The sequence below is a fragment of the Ectothiorhodospira mobilis genome, assembly GCF_016584115.1.
Classification (GTDB): Bacteria; Pseudomonadota; Gammaproteobacteria; order Ectothiorhodospirales; family Ectothiorhodospiraceae; genus Ectothiorhodospira; species Ectothiorhodospira mobilis.
Genome location: NZ_NRSK01000026.1, coordinates 1 through 18,373, shown reverse-complemented (window position 1 = coordinate 18,373; position 18,373 = coordinate 1). Strand labels below are relative to the sequence as shown.

The window sequence follows — 18,373 nt, the reverse complement described above, 5'->3', positions numbered from 1 at the left end:
GGAACGCGCTACCCTTGGGATTCCTCAATGCCCGGACATTCCCGTGACTGAGAAGCGCTTGCGCGAAAAGGCCCAGGCGATCCTGCGTGATCATGCCGTGCAAGGGATTGGACCGGAGATCGAGCGGGGCGAACTGGATATCGAGGCCCTCCTGGAGGAGCTGCACGTCTACCACGCCGAGCTGGTGATGCAGAACGAGTCCCTGCGCCAGGCCGAGGGGGCGGCGGAGCAGTCCCGGGTGCGCTTCGACCGTCTGTACAGCGGCCTGCCCCTGCCCGCCTTCGTGGTGGATGCCCGCGATGCCGTGTGCGAGCCCAACGCGGCCGCCCGGAAGCTGCTGGCCCTGGATCATCATCTCCTGCCCCATCTCGCGGCCACGGAATGCGAGCGCGCCCCCCTGCGCGCGGCCCTGGAGCGGGCGCGCACCCGGGGCAGCGGCCATTGCCGCGGCCTGTGCCTGCGGGGCGCCGGCGGACGGTCCCTGGTGGCGGACCTGTACTTTCTCCGCCTGCCGCCCCGGGAGGACGGCCCGGGGGAGATCGTCTGCAACGTCATCGACCAGACCGAGCAGGCGCGCCATACCCGGGACCTGGAGGAGGCCAACCGCCGCCTCGCCGAGGAGCAGGAGCGCTACCGCATCCTGGCCCTGTTCGCGCCGGACTGGGAATACTGGATGGGGGTGGACGGGACGTTTCTCTATGTCTCCCCTGCCTGCGAGCGCATCACCGGTTACCCCGCCGCGGAATTCCTGCAGGACCCGGGGTTGATGACCCGCATCGTCCATCCCGAGGACCGCCCGCTGTACGAGGCCCATGCCCATTCCCGGGACCGCGGCGGATGGGCCGTGCTGCGTTTTCGTATCCTCACCCGCGACGGCGAGGTGCGGCGCATCGAACACGACTGCCGCGCGGTCCATGATGAGGAAGGCCGTTATCGCGGCCATCGCGGCACCAACCGGGACATCACCGCCCGCTGGGAGGCGGAGGATGCCATGCGCCGCAACGAGGCGGTGCTCACCCAGCTGCTGGACAACGTCCCGGATGTGGCCATCCAGGGCTTCGATCCCGACGGGACGGTGTTCTACTGGAACGCCGCCAGCGCCCGCCTGTTCGGCTATGCCGCCGAGGAGGCGGTGGGTGCAAGCCTGCTGGATCTGGTGGTGCCGCCGCAGCGGCGCGATGAATTCGCCGCCCGGCTGCAGGAGATCGCAAGGACCGGGCATCCCGAGCCCTCGGGGCTGCTCACCCTGCGCCACCGGGATGGCCACCCGCTGACCATCTATTTCTCCAAGACGGTGGTGCACTACCCCGGCGAGTCCCTGCGGATCTTCTGCATGAACATCGACCTCACCGAGCGCAACCGGGACCGGGAACGCCTGTGGGAGGCGGTGCGCGGGGGCAACGTGGGACTGTTCGAGTGGCGTCCCGGCAACCGCATCTACCTCTCCCCCGAACTCAAGGCCCAACTGGGCTATCTGGATCACGAACTGGCCAGCGAGACCGGAGTCCTGGAGTCGTTGATGCATGCGGATGACATGGAGGCGGTGCGCCGGCGTTTCGGCGCCTTCATCCGCCATCCCGTGGGTCGTTTCCGGGCGGAACTGCGCATGCGCCACAAACAGGGCGGCTGGCGCTGGATCCTCTATCAGGCCTCGCCGGTGCACGACCCCGAGGGCCGCTTGAGCAAGATCCTGGGGTCGAGCCTGGACATCACCGAACGCAAGCAGGCGGAGGAGACCAGCGAACGCCTGGCCTATGCCGTGGAGCAGAGCCCCAGCGTGGTGGTGATCACCGACACCGAAGGCGTGATCGAATACGTCAACCGCCACTTCTGCGAGATCACCGGTTTCACGAGTGAGGAGGTGATCGGTCAGCGTCCGGCCCTGCTGCGCTACGGTGAGAAGAACGTGGTCAAATACCGCGAACTGTGGCAGACCCTGGCCCGGGGCGAGACCTGGGAGGGGGAGTTCAACAACCGCAAGCGCAATGGGGAGCCCTACTGGGAGGAGGCGCGCATCTCCCCCATCCGCAATGCCCGCGGCGAGGTGACCCATTACATCAAGCTGGCGGAGGACATCTCCGACAAGAAGGCCCTGAGCGAGCGCCTGGAATACCTGGCCTTCCATGACCCCCTCACCGGCCTGCCCAACCGCGCCCTGATGATGGACCGCATCAGCCAGGCCCTGGCCCAGGCCCGGCGGGACAGGCATTCCCTGGCGGTGGTCTTCATCGACCTGGATGATTTCAAGGTGGTCAACGACTCCCTGGGCCATAGCCTGGGGGACCGCCTCCTGGTGCGCATCGGGGAGCGGCTGCGCGCCCTGCTGCGGGAGGGGGACACCCTGGCCCGTTTCGGCGGGGACGAGTTCATCCTGCTCCTGTCCCGCCTGGAACACATTCAGACCGCCATCCGTGCGGTGGAGCAGATCCAGGCCGCCCTGGCCCCGCCCGTGGACCTGGACGGCAAGGAGGTGGCCGTGAGCGTGAGCATCGGCGTGGCCTTCTATCCCGAGGACAGCGACGGCCCCGAGGAACTGGTGCGCCACGCCGACGCCGCCATGTACCGGGCCAAGGCGGAGGGACGCCGCTGCTACCACTTCTACACCCCGGAGATGGACAGTGCCCTGCGGGATCGTCTGGAGCTGGATCAGGCCATGCGCCGGGCCCTGGAACAGGGGGAATTCTTCCTCGTCTACCAGCCCCGGGTGGATCTGGCCAGCGGCCGCACCCTGAGCCTGGAGGCCCTGGTGCGCTGGCGCCATCCCGGGAAGGGGCTCATCTCCCCCGGCCGCTTCATCCCCCTGGCCGAGGAGACCGGCTTCATCCTCGCCCTGGGGCCCGAGGTGCTGCGTCAGGCCTGCCGCCAGATCCGGCAGTGGAAGGCCGCCGGTCTGGAGGGCATCCCCGTGGCCGTGAACCTCTCCGCCCGGGAGTTCCGCCAGCCGGACATCTTCCAGCGCATCATGGAGATCCTGGAGGAAACCGGGGTCACCCCGGCCGATGTGGAGATCGAGATCACCGAAAGTGCCGCCATGGCGTGCATCGAGGACACCATCCGTACCATCACCCAGCTCAACGACCAGGGTCTGCGCATCTCCATCGATGATTTCGGAACGGCCTATTCCTCACTGAACTATCTAAAGCGCCTGCCGGTGCATGCCATCAAGATCGATCAGTCCTTCGTGGCGGATCTGCAGGAGGATCCCGCGGCCCATCCCGAGGATGCCGCCATCATCCGCGCCATCATCGGTCTGGGGGAGACCCTGGGGCTGCAGGTCATCGCGGAGGGGGTGGAGAATACGGTGCAAAGGGATTTCCTCACGGCCCATGGCTGTTACACGGGGCAGGGATTCCTCTTCAGCCGCCCCCTGGAGGCCGGGGCCATCCCGGCATACCTCGGGGACCGCAGCGGATCCTGAGCCGTTGTCCCGAGTGACGGCGGGGCGGGGAGGTGGTCTTGGGTTCGGGGCCCTGTGCCGTTACGGATGGTGATTGCGGCGGGCGGTTATGGCGGGGATGTTTTACGTGTTTTCTATATAGCGTGATGCCCGCAAGCGGGGTGAAACCCGGTATGGCTTCTCCGCCGGGTTCCGGCGCAGCCTTTTGTGCGTTTTCGGAATAAAAAGGATGTGAAAACACCCGCCTTCTTATGTCATAATCCGCTATTGGAAAACGCAGTGGGTTCCGCTCGCCTGTCCGCATGCGAACGATCCCCGGGGCGCGGGTTGTGATGCAGCAATTCCGCACCCGCGTGCGCACACGGATCCCCCGTGCCCGTGGTCAAGACCCGGTTCCCCGGGTCGTCCATCCGCAATGGGTGTCTCCCCCGCTGGGGGATGCCCCAATCGTATCTTCGATCCGTCCCGGGCCCTGGGGTCCGGGTGTCGTCGTTTTTGTTATCACGGGAGTACTGAATGAACGCAATCGCCAAGAATCCGGAAGAGATGAGCGCTGAGGAGCTCTATGCCCTGGCGCGCCAGCGCGAGGAGCAGGAGGCGGCGGAGCAGGAGGAGGCGCGCCGGCGGGAGCGGGAAGCCCTCAAGGAGAAGCGTCGCGAACTGGTGAAGCAGCATCGCCGCGAGCTGGCCCAGCTGGACCGGGAGATCCGTAAGCTGGGGGGGCGGGTTCCCCGCAGCGGTCAGGGCAAGGGCGCGCGCGATGCCGGGCCCAGCCGGGTCCTGTGCGAGATCGTCGCCAGCAATCCGCCGGAGATGACCACCAAGGAGATCCGCGAGCAGGCGCAGCAGGCGGGGCTGAACGTGAAGAACCTCAGCCAGACCCTGGGCTATCTCAAGCGTCAGGGCAAACTGACCTCCCCCCGCCGTGGCGTGTACAGCGCCCCTTGAGCCCGTACCGGTTGCCGCCGCATCCATCGGGGCGGACTTGACTTTGGGTGCAGCATTCGGTTTGCAGATCGGCTAGAATGCGCGCCCACGAATGCGACCCCCGTCCAACCGCGTCATCCGCGATCGAGCAGGAGTGATATGTGAACCAAGCAGAAGCAGAAATACAGCTGAAGGTCTGGAAGGAGCTTGCCGTCAGCAAGCAGATGTTGATGAAGGGGGCGACGGATGCCCTGGGGCTGGACCCCGACTGCAGTGCCGACGAACTCAAGGCCGCCATGGATGCCGCCATCCAGAAGGGCCAGGAGGCGGACCGCAAGATCAAGCAGGCACAGGACGAGGCCCGCGCCGCCATCGAGGAGATGAAAAAGAAGGTGAAGGCCAGCGAGAAGGCCCAGAAGGCCGCCGAGGCCGCCAAGGCGGAGGCCCAGGCCAGGCTGGAGAGCGGCGAACAGGACATGGCCGCGGAGCGCGTCGCCCACACCAAGGAGATGAAGTCCATCAAGGCCGCCCTGGCGGAGAAGGAAAAGGCCCTCAAGGCCATCAACAAGGCCCTGGCGGATACCCCGGAGAACGTGGTCAAGAAGCTCAGGCAGCTCAAGAAGCAGAAGAGCGACGAGGCCGAGGCCCGCAAGCAGGTGGAGGCCCAGCTGAGCACCCTGCGCAAGGAGAAGCGGGAGGTGGACGAGAAGCTGGCCGCGCTGGAACCGCTGCGGGAGCAGGGGGCTGCCCTGGCGGCGCAGTACCGCGAACTGCGACAGACGGCCGAAACCCTCCACGCCCGTCTGCAGGAAGGCGGTGCCGAGGTGGAGGCGCTGCCCGAGGGGCCCGAAGAGAAGGTGCTGGAGACCCTGGAAGGGATGGCCGAAACCGAGAAGGCCTGATCCCCCCACGCAGACCCGGCCCCGTTCCCCGGTCTTTCGGTGGATGGCCCCGTGTGCTGGCGGGGCATCCCCGGTGGGTGGCCGTCCCGCGTCTCAGAGCCGGCGCTGCATGATGTAGTCGTCCATGACGAAACCGCCGCCGATGTCGTCGCAGCGGGTCTCCCGGATGGCAAAGCCGCAGCGTTCATAGGCGCGGATGGCGCGGGTGTTCTCCCGGTTCACCCGCAACCGCATGAGGTGATGACCCGCCGCGGCCGCATCCGCGCAGGCCTGCTCGATCAGGGCGCGTCCCGCGCCCCGGCCCTGGTGTTCCTCCAGCACGTAGAGCTTGTGCAGCCAGGCCTCCCCGTTGCCGCATGCATCGGGACCCGCGGCGGCGAACCCGGCGGCTCGCTCCCCGCACAGCAGACGGTAATAGGTCACCCCCTGGGCCAGGTCCCGGGCCAGGGTCGGCTCCGAGTACATGTGCGCCAGCATGTAGTCGATCTGCTCTTGAGAGATGATCCCGGGATAGCACTGATGCCAGATGCGCCGGGCCAGATCGGTGATCTCGGGCAGGTGGTCCTGGGTGGCGACGTGGATCTGGAAGGGGATGCGGGTCATGGGGCGCCTCCGGGGGCCCGCGCCGGATGGCGGGCCCGGGGGATTCAGGGGGCCGACCGGCGGTTGAGGATCTGTTCGAGCCAGGCGTCCATGTCCGGCGGCGGTTGCGGCCGGTCCGGGTGTGTGCGCCCCAGGCGCAGCAGCGGCACCTGCAGCCGGGCCTGCAGGTCCGCGGCGTTGTCCATGCCCTCCGGGCCGGGCTCTCCCGGGTCGTTGAGCACCACCCCCGCAAGCGTGAGGCCTCGCCGCAGGGCGGCCTCGGCGGTGAGCAGGATGGGGTTGAGCACCCCCAGCCGGTCCGGGGCCACCAGGATGAGGGGGAAGCCCAGGGCCCCCGCCAGGTCCGCGTTCAGGGCCCCTTCGGCCAGGGGGGAGTAGAACCCGCCGGCCCCCTCCACCAGCACCAGGTCATCGGATGCCACTGGGCGGCAGGCGCTGGCCAGGGCGTCCAGGTGCAGGGGGGTGCCGGCGAGGCGGGCGGCCCGGTCCGGGGCCAGGGCATGGGGGAAGCGCCAGGGGGTCACCCGGTCCAGTTCGTCGCGCCCGGCGGCCTCCAGCAGACGGGCGCCGTCCGCGGGCCAGAGGACGCCGCCGCGGCGTGCGCAGCCGGATTCCACCGGCTTGCGCGGCAGGACAGAGCACCCCCGTGCCCGTAGGCCACGGATCAGGACACAGCCGGCCACCGTCTTGCCCACGCCGGTGTCGGTGCCGGTGATGAACAGACCGGGCAGGGTCATGATTCTCTCCTCCGTCAGTCCGCCTCCAGGGTTTCCCCCGTGAGCCGTTCCAGGGCCTCCAGGTAGCGGGCCCGCACCTGGTTCACCACCTCGTCCGGCAGGGCCGGGCCCGGATCGTTCTTGTCCCAGTCCAGGGTCTCCAGGTAGTCCCGCAGGTACTGCTTGTCGAAGGAGGCGGGGCTCTGCCCGGGGGTGTAGCGGTCGGCGGGCCAGAAGCGGGAGGAGTCGGGGGTGAGGACCTCGTCGATCAGGTGCAGCACGCCGGTCTCGTCCACGCCGAACTCGAACTTGGTGTCGGCGATGAGGATGCCCCGCTGCCGGGCGTAGTCCGCGGCCTCGGCGTAGAGGCGCAGGGCGATGTCCCGCACCTGGGCGGCGAGCCGCGGCCCCAGTTCCCGTTCCGTGTGGGCGTAGTCCACGTTCTCGTCGTGGGCCCCCACCTCCGCCTTGGTGGAGGGGGTGTAGATGGGCTCCGGCAGGCGCTCGGCCAGGCGCAGCCCCGAAGGCAGGGGGATGCCGCATACCCGGCCCTCGGCCTGGTAGCTCTTCCAGCCCGAGCCGATGAGATAGCCGCGCACCACCGCCTCCACGGGCAGGGCCCGGAGGCGTTTGACCACCATGCTGCGCCCCTCCAGCGGCGCCCGTTCCTCCGGGTCGGGGACGGCCTGCTCCAGGGTCATGTCCGAGAGCTGGTTGGGGACCACGTGGGCCAGGCGCTGGAACCAGAATTGCGAGATCCGCGTCAGCACCCGTCCCTTGTCCGGGATGGGGGTGGGCAGGATCACGTCGAAGGCGGAGAGACGGTCGGTGGTGACGATGAGCATATGGCGCTCATCCACGGCATAGATGTCCCGTACCTTGCCCCGGTGGATCAGGGGTAGATGCTTGAGATGGCTTTCGTGGAGGACGGACATGGCGTGACGATCCGGATTCTGGGTGTACGGCGCCAGAGTGTACGGTCTGGCGGGGCGTGATGCACGTCCATGCCCTGTGGGCGTGTACCCCCCGCCGGTTATCTAGTATCTTCTGCCCTTTCAAACGATCCTGAAGCGTTTTCCACGCCAATGCAGAACCAGACCCCCCTCGTGGGCGTGGTGATGGGCAGTCAGAGCGACTGGCCCGTCATGGAGCACGCCGCTCAGCAACTGGACGCCTTCGGGGTGCCCTACGAGGCCCGCGTGGTCTCCGCCCACCGCACCCCCGATCTGCTCTTTGAATACGCCGAGCAGGCCCGGCAGCGGGGCCTGCGCTGCATCATCGCCGGGGCCGGCGGGGCGGCGCACCTGCCGGGCATGCTGGCGGCCAAGACGACCGTGCCCGTGCTGGGGGTGCCGGTGCCCTCGCGTCACCTGCAGGGGCGGGACTCATTACTGTCCATCGTGCAGATGCCCAAGGGGGTGCCCGTGGCCACCTTCGCCATCGGCGAGGCCGGGGCCGCCAATGCCGGCCTCTTTGCCGTGTCCCTGCTGGCCCACGACCATCCCGATCTGGCCCGGGAGCTCGAGACCTTCCGCCGGCAGCAGCGGGAGGCGGTGCTGGCCCAGACCCTGCCGCCGGCATCATGATCCTGCCCGGTCACACCCTGGGCATGCTGGGGGGCGGCCAGCTGGGGCGCATGTTCACCGTGGCCGCCCGCACCCTGGGCTATCACGTGGTGGTGCTGGATCCGGATTCCGGCAGCCCGGCCGGGCGCATGGCGGACGACCACCTGCACGCCGCCTACGGGGATGCCTGGGCCCTGGACGAGATGATCGCCCGTTGCGATGCCGTCAGCACCGAGTTCGAGAACATCCCCGCCGACACCCTGCGCACCCTGGCGCGGCACCTGCCGGTGCGCCCCGGGGCCGCGGCCCTGGAACAGGCCCAGAACCGCATCCGGGAAAAGCGCATGATCCGCCGCGCGGGCCTGCAGACGGCGCCCTTCGAGGTGGTGGAGCGCCCGGAGCAGGCCGAGGCGGCCTTCTCCGCCGTGGGGGCCCCGGCCATCCTCAAGCGCGCCGCCATGGGCTATGACGGCAAGGGGCAGGTGCCGGTGGATTCCGCCAAGGCCTGTGCCGAGGCCTTCGCCGCCCTGGGGGGGGTGCCCTGTGTGCTGGAGCGCCGCGTGGACCTGGAGCGGGAGATCTCCGTGGTCCTGGCCCGGGGCAGCGACGGCCGCTGCCTGTGCTATCCCGTGGCGGAGAACATCCACCGCGGCGGCATCCTGCACATGAGCATCGTCCCGGCCCGGGTGCCGGAGACCACCGCCCGCGCCGCCTGCGAGGCGGCCACCACCCTGGCCGGGGCCCTGGACTACTGCGGCGTGATGGCGGTGGAGTTCTTTATCACCGCCTCGGGGGAGTTGCTGGTGAACGAGATGGCCCCCCGGCCCCACAACAGCGGCCACTACACCCTGGATGCCTGTGTCACCTCCCAGTTCGAGCAGCAGGTGCGGGCCCTCTGCGGCCTGCCCTTTGGCGACGTGCGCCTGCTCACCCCCGTGGTCATGGTGAACCTGCTGGGGGATCTCTGGGCGGATGGCGATCCGGACTGGGGCCGGCTGCTGTCCCATCCCGCCGCCAAGCTGCACCTCTACGGCAAGGAGCAGGCCCGCCCCGGCCGCAAGATGGGGCATTTCTGTGTGCTCGATCCGGACCTGGCCGCCGCCGTGGAGGCGGCGGAGGACCTGTTCAACCGCTTGGCGGCCTGAGCCGTCCCGGCCATCCCGCCACCTTCGAGGAGTATTCCGGCATGTGCGGAATCATCGGTGCCATCGCCCGGCGCGACGTCCAGCCCATCCTCCTGGAGGGCCTGCGCCGCCTGGAATACCGCGGTTACGACTCCGCGGGGCTGGTGGTGCTGGATCCCGGCGGCGCGCTGCGGCGGGAGCGGGCCGTGGGCAAGGTGGAGGCCCTGGCCCGGCGGCTGGCGGAGCGGCCCCTGGCCGGACAGCTGGGGCTGGCCCATACCCGCTGGGCCACCCACGGCGGTCCCACGGAGGCCAATGCCCACCCCCACCTGAGCGGCGATGACATCGCCGTGGTGCACAACGGCATCATCGAGAACCACCAGGCCCTGCGCACCGAGCTGGAGTCCCGGGGCTACACCTTCAGCTCCGACACCGACACCGAGGTGATCGCCCACCTGATCATGGATACCTGCCGCCAGGGCCTCGACCTGACCGAGGCGGTGCGCCGGGTGGGTCATCGTCTGCAGGGCGCCTATGCCCTGGGGGTCGTGCGCCGGGACGACCCGGACCGGCTCGTCGCCGTGCGCCAGGGCAGCCCGCTCATCATCGGCCTGGGCATCGGGGAGCACTTCATCGCCTCGGATATCCAGGCCATGCTGCCGGTGACCCAGCGCTTCATCCACCTGGAGAACGGCGATATCGCCGAACTGACCCGGGACGAGGTGCGCATCTTCGACGCCGATGGCCATGCGGTGACCCGGCCGGTGAGCGAGAGCGCCCTCACCGCCGCCGCCGCCGACCGGGGCCGTTTCCGTCACTTCATGCTCAAGGAGATCCATGAGCAGCCCCGGGCGGTGGCCGAGACCCTGGAGGGGCGGCTGACGGAGGACGGCGTGCCGGAGGGGCTCCTGGGCCCCGGGAGCGAGGACCTGCTGGCGCGGGTGCGCTCGGTGCAGATCCTGGCCTGCGGCACCAGCTACCACGCCGGGCTCGTGGCCCGGTACTGGATCGAGGGTCTGCTGGGGCTGCCGTGCCGTGTGGAGGTGGCCAGCGAGTTCCGCTACCGGCGCCACGCCGTGCTCCCCGACTGCCTGCTGGTGACCATCTCCCAGTCCGGCGAGACCGCCGATTCCCTGGCGGCCCTGCGCCAGGCGGGGGAGGACGATTACCTGGCCTCCCTGGCGGTGTGCAACGTGCCCGAGAGCTCCCTGGTGCGGGAGTCGGACCTGGTGCTCATGACCCATGCCGGCCCCGAGATCGGTGTCGCCTCCACCAAGGCCTTCACCACGCAGCTGGTGGCCCTGTTCCTGCTCACCCTGGCCCTGGGCCGCCACCATGGCCTGGATGCGGCCCGGGTGCGCACCTTCGTGCAGCACCTGCGGGCCCTGCCCGCGGCCCTGGAGAAGGTCCTGGCCCTGGACGCCCCGGTGGAGCGCCTGGCCATGACCCTGGTGGACAAGCAGCACGCCCTGTTCCTGGGCCGGGGGGCCCATTACCCCATCGCCCTGGAGGGGGCCCTCAAGCTCAAGGAGATCTCCTATATCCATGCCGAGGCCTACCCCGCCGGGGAGCTCAAGCACGGCCCCCTGGCCCTGGTGGACGCGGACATGCCGGTGGTGGTGGTGGCCCCCAACAACCCGCTGCTGGAGAAGCTCAAGTCCAACCTGGAGGAGGTGCGGGCCCGGGGCGGGCATCTGATGGTGTTCGCCGATGATGTCACCGCCCTGGGGGGCGACGGCGGCATCCAGTGCCTGGCCGTGCCCCCGGTGGACGACTGGCTCTCCCCCATCGTTCACACCGTGCCCCTGCAGCTGCTGGCCTACCATACCGCCGTGCTCAAGGGCACGGACGTGGATCAGCCCCGCAACCTGGCCAAGTCGGTGACGGTGGAATAGCGGCCGTCGGCCGTCATCCGGGCCGGCAGAGGCCCCCTTCCACCTCCTGGCGCTTTTCCGGCCCCGCCAGCAGTTCGATCAGGGTCAGGGCGAAGTCCATGGCGGTGCCCGGGCCCGTGGAGGTGGCCACCTGGCCGTCCACCACCACCGGCTGGTCCGAGAAGCGGGTGTCCGGCAGGTCCAGGGCATTCACCACGCTGGGATAGCCCGTGGCCGAACGCCCCTGCAGCAGCCCCGCATCGCCGAGCACCTTGGGGGCGGCGCAGATGGCGCCCACGTAACGTCCCTCGGCATGCATGCGCCGCAGCAGGGCGTGGATGCGGGGGTCGGCATTGAGGCGGTCGGCGCCGCCCAGTCCCCCGGGGAGCACCACCAGATCGAAGGGGTCCTCGTGGACCTCCTCCAGCAGGGCGTCGGGGACCAGCACCACGCCGCGGGAGCACTTCACCGGGCCCGCTTCCAGGCCGGCGGTGACCACCTGGAAACCGGCTCGGCGCATGAGGTCGATCAGGGTGACGGCTTCGAGTTCTTCGCAGCCGGGGGCGAGGGGGACAAGGATGCGTGCCATTGGGGAATCTCCTCCTGTTGCCAGAGATATCGGCTCACGGTGACCAGTTCAAACCCCTGGGCCTGCAACCGGGGCAGCATGGCCTCCAGGGCCGCCAGGGTCTGGGGATGGGGATGGCCGATGCCCAGGGCCTGACCGCGGGTGCGGGCCAGGCGGGCCAGGTGTTCCAGCTGGCGGCGGGCGAAGCCCGCGTCATGGGGGCGGGCATCCAGGAAGACGTCCCGCCGGGTGTTTTTGAGCCCCGCCCAGCGGGCCACCTGCTGGATGCGGGTCTGCACGTGGGTGCGGCTGTCCAGGACGTAGAGGCCGGGGTCATGGGCCAGCAGTTCGCTCATGATCCAGGCCAGGTGATGGGGCGAGCGGGACAGGCGGCTGCCCATGTGGTTGTTCATGCCCCGGGCCTGGGGCACCCGTTCCAGGGCCCGGCGCACCAGGCGGCGGGTCTGGGCCTCGTTCAGCCGGGTGCGGATGGCCCCGGGCCCCGGATCGTGATCGCCGTCCGCCTCCATGGGCAGGTGCAGCATCACCTCGTGGCCGTTTTCCTGTACCAGACCGCCCACCAGCCCGGCATAGGGGCTGAAGGGCAGCACCGCCACGGTGACCGGGGCGGGGAGGGCGGCGATGCGCCGCGCCGATTCCAGGTCGTTGCCCAGGTCGTCGATGACGATGGCGATCACGGGGGCCGCGCCGTCGTCGCCCCAGACGGGGCCCCAGGCCGACCAGGCCCACAGCGCCAGCAGCAGTATCCAGGCCCGGGATGGGGCGGCGCGCCGGGAGGCCGGGATGGCGCCGGCGCGGGTCATGGGTGGACCGCCCCCATCCGCGGCACCCATGGGTTTCCCATCAGCGCCGGGCCTGCAGGATGGTGAGGCCCTTGAGCAGGTTCAGGGCCTCATAGAGCTGGTAGTCCCGCACGGCCAGGGAGGGGGTCTTGGTGTCCTCCTCGCCGTCGGCGGAGGCCTCGTCCGCCTGTTCGCGGGCGCCGGGCAGGTGGCCGTTGAGCTGGGATTCGGTGACCGGCTGCAGCACCGAGTCCTCCGCCTTGGCCAGGTTCACCTGTTCCAGCTGGATATCGGGCTGGATCCCGTCCGCCTGGATGGAGCGGCCCGAAGGGGTGTAATAGCGGGCCGTGGTGAGTTTCAGGGCCTTGTCCCCCTCCAGGGGCAGGATGGTCTGTACCGAGCCCTTGCCGAAGGTGGAGGTGCCGATGATGATGGCCCGCTCGTGGTCCTGCAGGGCGCCGGCGACGATCTCCGAGGCGGAGGCCGAGCCCTTGTTCACCAGCACCACCAGGGGCGCGCCGTCCAGGAGGTCCCCCGGTGAGGCGCTGTAGCGCAGCTTGGCGTCGTCCACCCGGCCCTCGGTGTAGACGATGAGCCCCTCCTTCAGGAAGGCGTCGGAGACCCCCACGGCGCCGTTGAGCACGCCCCCGGGGTTGTTGCGCAGGTCCAGCACCAGGCCCTTGAGCCCATCGCCTTCCTTCTGCAGGGCCTTCAGTTCCTCCACCAGCATCTGCGCCGTGCGGGACTGGAAGGTGGTGATGCGCAGGTAGCCGAAGCCCGGTTCCAGCATCTCGCTGCGCACGCTGCGCACGCGGATGATGTCCCGGGTGATCTCCACCTCGAAGGGGGCGTCCTCGCCCTCGCGCACGATGGTGAGGGTGATCTCGCTGCCCTCGGGACCGCGCATGCGGTTCACCGCCTCCTGCAGGGACAGGCCCTTCACGGGGGTGTCGTCCAGACGGATGATCAGATCCCCGGCCTGGATGCCGGCGCGGCTGGCGGGGGTGTCGTCGATGGGGGCGATGACCTTGACGAAGCCGTCCTCCATGCCCACCTCCAGCCCCAGTCCGCCGAATTCCCCCTGGGTGCCGATGCGCAGTTCCGAGAACTCGTCCGGGGTGAGGTAGGTGGAATGGGGGTCCAGGCCGTTGAGCATGCCACGGATGGCGTTCTCCAGGAGTTCGCTGTCCTCCACCTCCTCCACGTAGTTGCGTTTGATGCGCATGTAGACATCGGTGAAGGTGCGCAGGTCCTCCAGGGGCAGGGCCTCGGGGACGGCGGCATCCTGGCGTTCGGCCATGACACCAAAGGACAGGCTGAGCGTGACCCCCAGGATCACGCCCACCAGCAGGCCGATGCCTGCGCGGGTTTGCATTCTCATCATCTTTCACTCCACGGACTGAGCCGTTCCCGCAGGCTCGAGGGATCCCCGTATCGCGGGACGTATCGCGGGGTTCAACGGGTAGAGCCTATCATTGGGCGCTTAGAGTCGCACCACCTCAGGGGGTTCACGGGTGTGCCGTCGTGACGGATCTCGAAGTAGGCCCCCTCCCTGCGGCCGCCCCCGGCGGCGCGGGCGATGACCTCTCCCGCCTGCACCCAGTCCCCGGGACTGTGGTAGAGGGTCTCGTTGTCGCCGTAGAGGGTCATGTAGCCGTCGCCGTGGTCCAGGATCACCAGCATGCCGTAGCCCCGCATCCAGTTGGCGAAGGCCACCCGCCCGGGGTGTACGGCGCGCACCGGGTCCCCGGGGCTGGCTTTGAGGATCACTCCCCGGCGGCGGTGTTCGCCGCTGTCCACGCCGTCCCCGTCGAAGCCCCGCAGCACTTCCCCGGCGGTGGGAAAGGGCAGTTGGCCCCGGCGCTGTGCGAAGGGGTGGTCCATGAGGGAGCGGTCCGGGATGTCGCTCAGGGTGGCGTCCAGGGTCTCGATCAGTTCCTCCAGGGCCTTGCGGTCGGCCTGCAGTCCTTCCAGACGCTCCCCGGCCGCCTCGATCTCGTCCTCCAGGGCCGCCATGGCCTCGGTGCGCTTCCGGCGGGCCGCCTCCAGGGCCTCGAGGCGATCGGCCCGCTCCGCCCGCAGGCGGGCCTGGCGCGCCTGCAGGGCCTGCAGTTCGGTGCGGGCCTGTTCCAGCCCCGCCAGGGCCTGGCGCGTGGCCTCGATGCGTGCCTCCCGGGCATGCACATAATGGCGATGGTAGGCCATCATGCGTCCCAGCCGGGCCGGGTCCTCCTGCAGCAGCAGGACCTTCAGGGGCCCGCCCCGGCCGTCCTGGTAGGCACTGCGCAGCAGCGCCGCCAGGATCTCACGATGGCCCTGCAACCGCTCCCGGGCCTCGTCGGCCCGCACCCGGACCGCCTCCAGCCGCTGTTGGGTCTTTTGCAGCCCGGCCTCGCTTCGGGCCAGGGCCCGGCCGGCCCGGTTCAGGGCCTTGCCGGAGTCGCGCAGGGCCGCCTCCAGGCGCCCGCGTTCGCCCCGGGCCGCCTGCAGACGGGATTGCAGCCGGCCGATGGCCTCCTGCACCGCCTCCAGCCGCCGGGCCGCCTCCTCCCGCTCGTCGGCCGCCCAGGCGGGGGCACAGCACAGGAGCGCCAGGAGGGCGGCCCAGGCCGGGTGCATTGCAATCCGTTTGATAAAGATCATAATCGCTTCATGGAGTGCTAATATACAAATTCATCCACCGGCCCAACGGGATTCCATTGTCCAGGCCCAGAGCGCACACAAAAACGAACCATCTTATGTCGCCCGAACCCCAGACCGATACCGATCTCATGAACCGGGAGGAGGACATCGAACGGGCCTCCCGCTCCCTGAAGGCCATGGCGCATCCCCTGCGCCTGAAGATCCTCTGCGTCCTGGGGGACCGGGAGGTGAGTGTCCAGGAGATCGTGGACCGCGTCGGCACCTCCCAGAGCAACATCTCGCAGCATCTGGCCATCCTGCGGGACAAGGGTATCCTCATGGCCCGCAAGGATGCCAACCGGGTCTACTATCGCGTGGGGGACGGGCGCACCCTGCGCCTGATCGGCATGATGCAGGACGTCTTCTGCCGCACCCTGTAACCCGCCCGCACCGGCTTGCCGGGGCGGGCGCGACGGGTCAGAATGCGCCCCTCCCGTTGACGCAACCGTCCCGAGCGATTCATGGACCAATATCTGGAATTTGTGGGCAATCATCCCCTGCTGGTGGGCCTGCTGGTGGCCGTCGCCGCGGCCATCGTCTACACCGAGTTCGCGCGCCTGACGCGCAAGTATGGGGTGCTGGGGCCGGCGGAGGCGGTGCAGGTGATGAACCACGAGCCCTCCCTGGTGCTGGATGTGCGCAGTGATGCCGAGGCCCGCAAGGGCGGCCGCATCGGCGGCGCCCGCCACATCCCGATGAACCGGCTCAAGGACCGCCTGAGCGAACTGGACAAGCACAAGGACAAGCACGTCATCGTCTACTGCGAGAACGGCAGCCGCTCCGCCCAGGCCTGCAACACCCTGACCAAGCAGGGCTTCGAGAAGGTGAGCAACCTGCAGGGCGGGATCAACGCCTGGCAGGCCGCCAACCTGCCCCTGTCGAAGAAATAGGGTCCCGGCCATGGACGACACCCCCGGCGATGCCGTGCCCGTGGTGATGTACGCCACCGGCGGCTGTGTCTTCTGCCTCCTGGCCCGCCGGCTGCTCAGGAAAAAGGGCGTGGCCTTCCAGGAGATCCGGGTGGACCGGGACCCGGAACAGTGGGACGCGATGGAGTCCCGTTCCGGACGCCACACCGTGCCCCAGGTCTTCGCCGGCGAGCGCCATCTGGGGGGATACAGCGATCTGGTGGCCCTGGACCGCGCGGGCGCGCTGGATACTGCCCTGGGGCTTTCCCCTGGGGGCGGCTGAAGACCCCGGAAAAGTCATGGTCCCGGTGCGGTCCCCCCGAGTATCATGGCCCGCAACGATCCCATCATGCCGATGACGGAGTGGACATGAGCGAGAACACAGCATCCGGCGCGCGCCTCGACGGCGCCGCCCAGGGTCCGCAGACCCAGCAGGAATTCGGCCTGCAGAAGATCTACACCAAGGACGTCTCCTTCGAGGCCCCCAACACCCCGGAGGTCTTCCTCGGGGAATGGAAGCCGGAGACCAACGTCCAGCTCAACACCCAGTCCCGGGCCCTGCAGGATCCCGGGGTCTACGAGGTGGAGCTGACCCTGACGGTGACCACCCGGTCCCAGGACAAGACGGCCTATCTGGTGGAGGTGAAGCAGTCCGGCATCTTCCTCCTGCGGGGCATCCCCGAGGACCAGCAGGGCCCCCTGCTGTCCGCCTACTGCCCCAACATCCTCTTCCCCTTCGCCCGCGAGGCGGTGTCCGACCTGGTCACCCGGGGCGGCTTCCCGCAACTGCTGCTGGCGCCGGTGAACTTCGACGCCCTCTATGCCCAGCGCCTGCGGGAACACCAGGCGGCCCGGGGGGACGGTGACGACCGCGCCACGCCCGCCAACTGACTGCTGACATGGCCGCAAGCCCGATGCACGACGTGGCCGTGGTGGGGGCCGGTTCCTGGGGGACCGCCCTGGCCATCCATCTCGCCCGCAAGGGGCTGGATGTGGGCCTGTGGGGGCGCGACGCCGCCCAGGTGGCGGCCATGGCCGCCGAGGGGCGCAACGCCCGCTACCTGCCGGACTGCCCCTTCCCGCCGGGGCTGCACCCCGAGGCGGATCTGGAGGCCCTGGTGGGCCGGGCCCACCGGGTGCTCCTGGCCGTGCCCAGCGGCGGCTTTCGCGAGACCCTGGCGCGCATCGCCCCCGGATTGGGGCCCGGCGGGCTGGTGTGGGCCACCAAGGGGCTGGACGAGGCCAGCACCCGCTGGCTGCACCAGCTGGCCCAGGAGATCCTGCCCGCCACGGTCCCCTGGGGCGTGGCCTCCGGGCCCTCCTTCGCCGGCGAGGTGGCCCGCGGCCTGCCCACGGCCCTGACCCTGGCCTCCCCGGACGCGGACTTCGCCCAGGCGGCCCGGGACTGGCTCGCCGGCGGCACCCTGCGGGTCTACACCAGCGATGACGTGGTAGGGGTGCAGCTGGGGGGCGCCTTCAAGAACGTCCTGGCCATCGCCGCCGGCGTCTCCGACGGCCTGGGCTTTGGTGCCAATGCACGTGCCGCCCTGATCACCCGCGGCCTGGCCGAGCTCATGCGCCTGGGGGAGGCCGCCGGCGCCCGCAGCGAGACCCTCATGGGCCTCTCCGGCGTGGGCGACCTGGTGCTCACCTGCACCGATGACCAGTCCCGCAACCGCCGCCTGGGCCTGGCCCTGGGCCGGGGGGAATCCCGGGAGGCGGCCATGGCCGCCATCGGCCAGGCGGTGGAGGGGGCGCGCACGGCCCGCATGGCCGTGGCCAAGGCGGACGAACTGGGGGTGGACATGCCCATCTGTCAGCGGGTCTACCGTATCCTCTACGAGGACCTGCCCCCCACCCGGGCGGTGGAGGAACTGCTCAGCCGGGACCCCAAGCCGGAGTTCTGAGTCCACGGGCCGTTTCGGGATCCGCAGCGGAGCGGCCCGAAAACTCCCCAGCCGCTGGCTCAATCGCCACCTGAAGCCGGTCGTCCCGAGGTTGGATTCGATCTGCATCGTCTCGGGGAAAGCTGCCGGGTGCGTTTCCCCCGGATTCATGGTGCAGACGCCTGCTCGCCGGGGACGACTTCCTTGATGCTGTATTGCGTCGTGAACATGGTCCTACGATTCATCCAGGTCACAATCCCCGCAACCAGCGTGAAGAGGTAGGTGTCAGGTCTCGCCTGATTGTATACGCGTTTTCGAAATAGATCGGGGCGGTCCTGTTGCCAGGCCTTGAGGGTTTCCACCGGGGTGCGATGTCCCAGCGCCTTTTGGCCGATGTGATGGTTATACAGGCGCTGGT

At 69.4% G+C, this 18,373-nt stretch carries 18 protein-coding genes and 1 pseudogene; 11 read left to right on the top strand and 8 right to left on the bottom strand.

All coding sequences use genetic code 11. The annotated features are described in order from the left end of the window. Positions 1-43: 43 nt before the first annotated feature. The 3 genes from CKO33_RS10345 (at position 44) to CKO33_RS10335 (ending at position 5,226) form a co-directional block, all read left to right on the top strand. Positions 44-3,418 (top strand): EAL domain-containing protein, encoded by a 3,375-nt coding sequence (locus CKO33_RS10345; RefSeq protein WP_200182163.1) that lies wholly within the window; start codon positions 44-46, stop codon positions 3,416-3,418. A gap of 495 nt (positions 3,419-3,913) precedes the next feature. Next, on the top strand, positions 3,914-4,345 hold the full coding sequence (locus tag CKO33_RS10340; protein WP_200182162.1) for a hypothetical protein: 432 nt from the start codon (positions 3,914-3,916) through the stop codon (positions 4,343-4,345). Between the two features lie 140 nt (positions 4,346-4,485). Next, positions 4,486-5,226, top strand: coding sequence for a hypothetical protein (locus CKO33_RS10335; protein ID WP_200182161.1), 741 nt, complete (start codon positions 4,486-4,488; stop codon positions 5,224-5,226). Positions 5,227-5,319: 93 nt separating this feature from the next. Here the strand turns inward: CKO33_RS10335 and CKO33_RS10330 are convergent, their stop codons facing one another. Genes CKO33_RS10330 through CKO33_RS10320 form a run of 3 tightly spaced genes read right to left on the bottom strand, consistent with a single transcriptional unit; the run spans position 5,320 to position 7,480 of the window. Then, positions 5,320-5,829, bottom strand: a complete 510-nt coding sequence (locus CKO33_RS10330; protein WP_200182160.1) for a GNAT family N-acetyltransferase — start codon at positions 5,827-5,829, stop codon at positions 5,320-5,322. 44 nt (positions 5,830-5,873) lie between these two features. Beyond that, positions 5,874-6,566, bottom strand: coding sequence for a dethiobiotin synthase (gene bioD, locus CKO33_RS10325; RefSeq protein ID WP_207146523.1), 693 nt, complete (start codon positions 6,564-6,566; stop codon positions 5,874-5,876). 14 nt (positions 6,567-6,580) lie between these two features. Further along, positions 6,581-7,480: a phosphoribosylaminoimidazolesuccinocarboxamide synthase gene (locus tag CKO33_RS10320; RefSeq protein WP_200182159.1), complete on the bottom strand. Its 900-nt coding sequence runs from the start codon at positions 7,478-7,480 to the stop codon at positions 6,581-6,583. A gap of 150 nt (positions 7,481-7,630) precedes the next feature. Between CKO33_RS10320 and purE the strand changes: the two genes are divergently transcribed. From purE to glmS, 3 genes are read left to right on the top strand one after another with little or no spacing between them, the layout of a single operon-like run. Next, on the top strand, positions 7,631-8,131 hold the full coding sequence (gene purE, locus CKO33_RS10315; RefSeq protein WP_200182158.1) for a 5-(carboxyamino)imidazole ribonucleotide mutase: 501 nt from the start codon (positions 7,631-7,633) through the stop codon (positions 8,129-8,131). Further along, positions 8,128-9,255: a 5-(carboxyamino)imidazole ribonucleotide synthase gene (locus CKO33_RS10310; RefSeq protein ID WP_200182157.1), complete on the top strand. Its 1,128-nt coding sequence runs from the start codon at positions 8,128-8,130 to the stop codon at positions 9,253-9,255. Before purE ends, CKO33_RS10310 begins: the two co-directional genes overlap by 4 nt. Positions 9,256-9,296: 41 nt before the next feature. Further along, entirely contained in the window at positions 9,297-11,129 is a 1,833-nt protein-coding gene (gene glmS, locus CKO33_RS10305; RefSeq protein ID WP_200182156.1) for a glutamine--fructose-6-phosphate transaminase (isomerizing), read from the top strand. Between the two features lie 13 nt (positions 11,130-11,142). Here glmS and CKO33_RS10300 read toward each other — a convergent pair whose 3' ends face one another. From CKO33_RS10300 to CKO33_RS10285, 4 genes are all read right to left on the bottom strand, one after another. Then, positions 11,143-11,697 (bottom strand): DJ-1 family glyoxalase III, encoded by a 555-nt coding sequence (locus CKO33_RS10300; RefSeq protein WP_200182155.1) that lies wholly within the window; start codon positions 11,695-11,697, stop codon positions 11,143-11,145. Then, positions 11,637-12,500: a divergent polysaccharide deacetylase family protein gene (locus tag CKO33_RS10295; RefSeq protein WP_200182154.1), complete on the bottom strand. Its 864-nt coding sequence runs from the start codon at positions 12,498-12,500 to the stop codon at positions 11,637-11,639. Before CKO33_RS10295 ends, CKO33_RS10300 begins: the two co-directional genes overlap by 61 nt. A gap of 40 nt (positions 12,501-12,540) precedes the next feature. After that, on the bottom strand, positions 12,541-13,860 hold the full coding sequence (locus CKO33_RS10290) for a S41 family peptidase (protein ID WP_200182183.1): 1,320 nt from the start codon (positions 13,858-13,860) through the stop codon (positions 12,541-12,543). 74 nt (positions 13,861-13,934) lie between these two features. Continuing rightward, positions 13,935-15,098 carry a murein hydrolase activator EnvC family protein gene (locus CKO33_RS10285; RefSeq protein WP_200182153.1) on the bottom strand — a complete coding sequence of 388 codons (1,164 nt, stop codon included), beginning with the start codon at positions 15,096-15,098 and terminating at the stop codon, positions 13,935-13,937. 119 nt (positions 15,099-15,217) lie between these two features. On the opposite strand from CKO33_RS10285, the gene CKO33_RS10280 reads away from it, so the two are divergent. The 5 genes from CKO33_RS10280 (at position 15,218) to CKO33_RS10260 (ending at position 17,976) form a co-directional block, all read left to right on the top strand. After that, positions 15,218-15,541 carry an ArsR/SmtB family transcription factor gene (locus CKO33_RS10280; RefSeq protein ID WP_090487156.1) on the top strand — a complete coding sequence of 108 codons (324 nt, stop codon included), beginning with the start codon at positions 15,218-15,220 and terminating at the stop codon, positions 15,539-15,541. A gap of 81 nt (positions 15,542-15,622) precedes the next feature. Beyond that, complete coding sequence (locus CKO33_RS10275) at positions 15,623-16,051, top strand: rhodanese-like domain-containing protein (protein WP_200182152.1); 429 nt, start codon at positions 15,623-15,625, stop codon at positions 16,049-16,051. 10 nt (positions 16,052-16,061) lie between these two features. Beyond that, the gene (grxC, locus tag CKO33_RS10270; RefSeq protein ID WP_200182151.1) at positions 16,062-16,352 is read left to right on the top strand and encodes a glutaredoxin 3; all 291 of its coding nucleotides are present in this window, start codon (positions 16,062-16,064) and stop codon (positions 16,350-16,352) included. 86 nt (positions 16,353-16,438) lie between these two features. Continuing rightward, positions 16,439-16,960, top strand: coding sequence for a protein-export chaperone SecB (gene secB, locus CKO33_RS10265; RefSeq protein WP_200182150.1), 522 nt, complete (start codon positions 16,439-16,441; stop codon positions 16,958-16,960). 8 nt (positions 16,961-16,968) lie between these two features. Further along, positions 16,969-17,976, top strand: a complete 1,008-nt coding sequence (locus tag CKO33_RS10260; protein WP_200182149.1) for an NAD(P)H-dependent glycerol-3-phosphate dehydrogenase — start codon at positions 16,969-16,971, stop codon at positions 17,974-17,976. Between the two features lie 263 nt (positions 17,977-18,239). Here the strand turns inward: CKO33_RS10260 and CKO33_RS10255 are convergent. Beyond that, a pseudogene (locus tag CKO33_RS10255) lies at positions 18,240-18,373 on the bottom strand (IS481 family transposase); the annotation flags it as partial.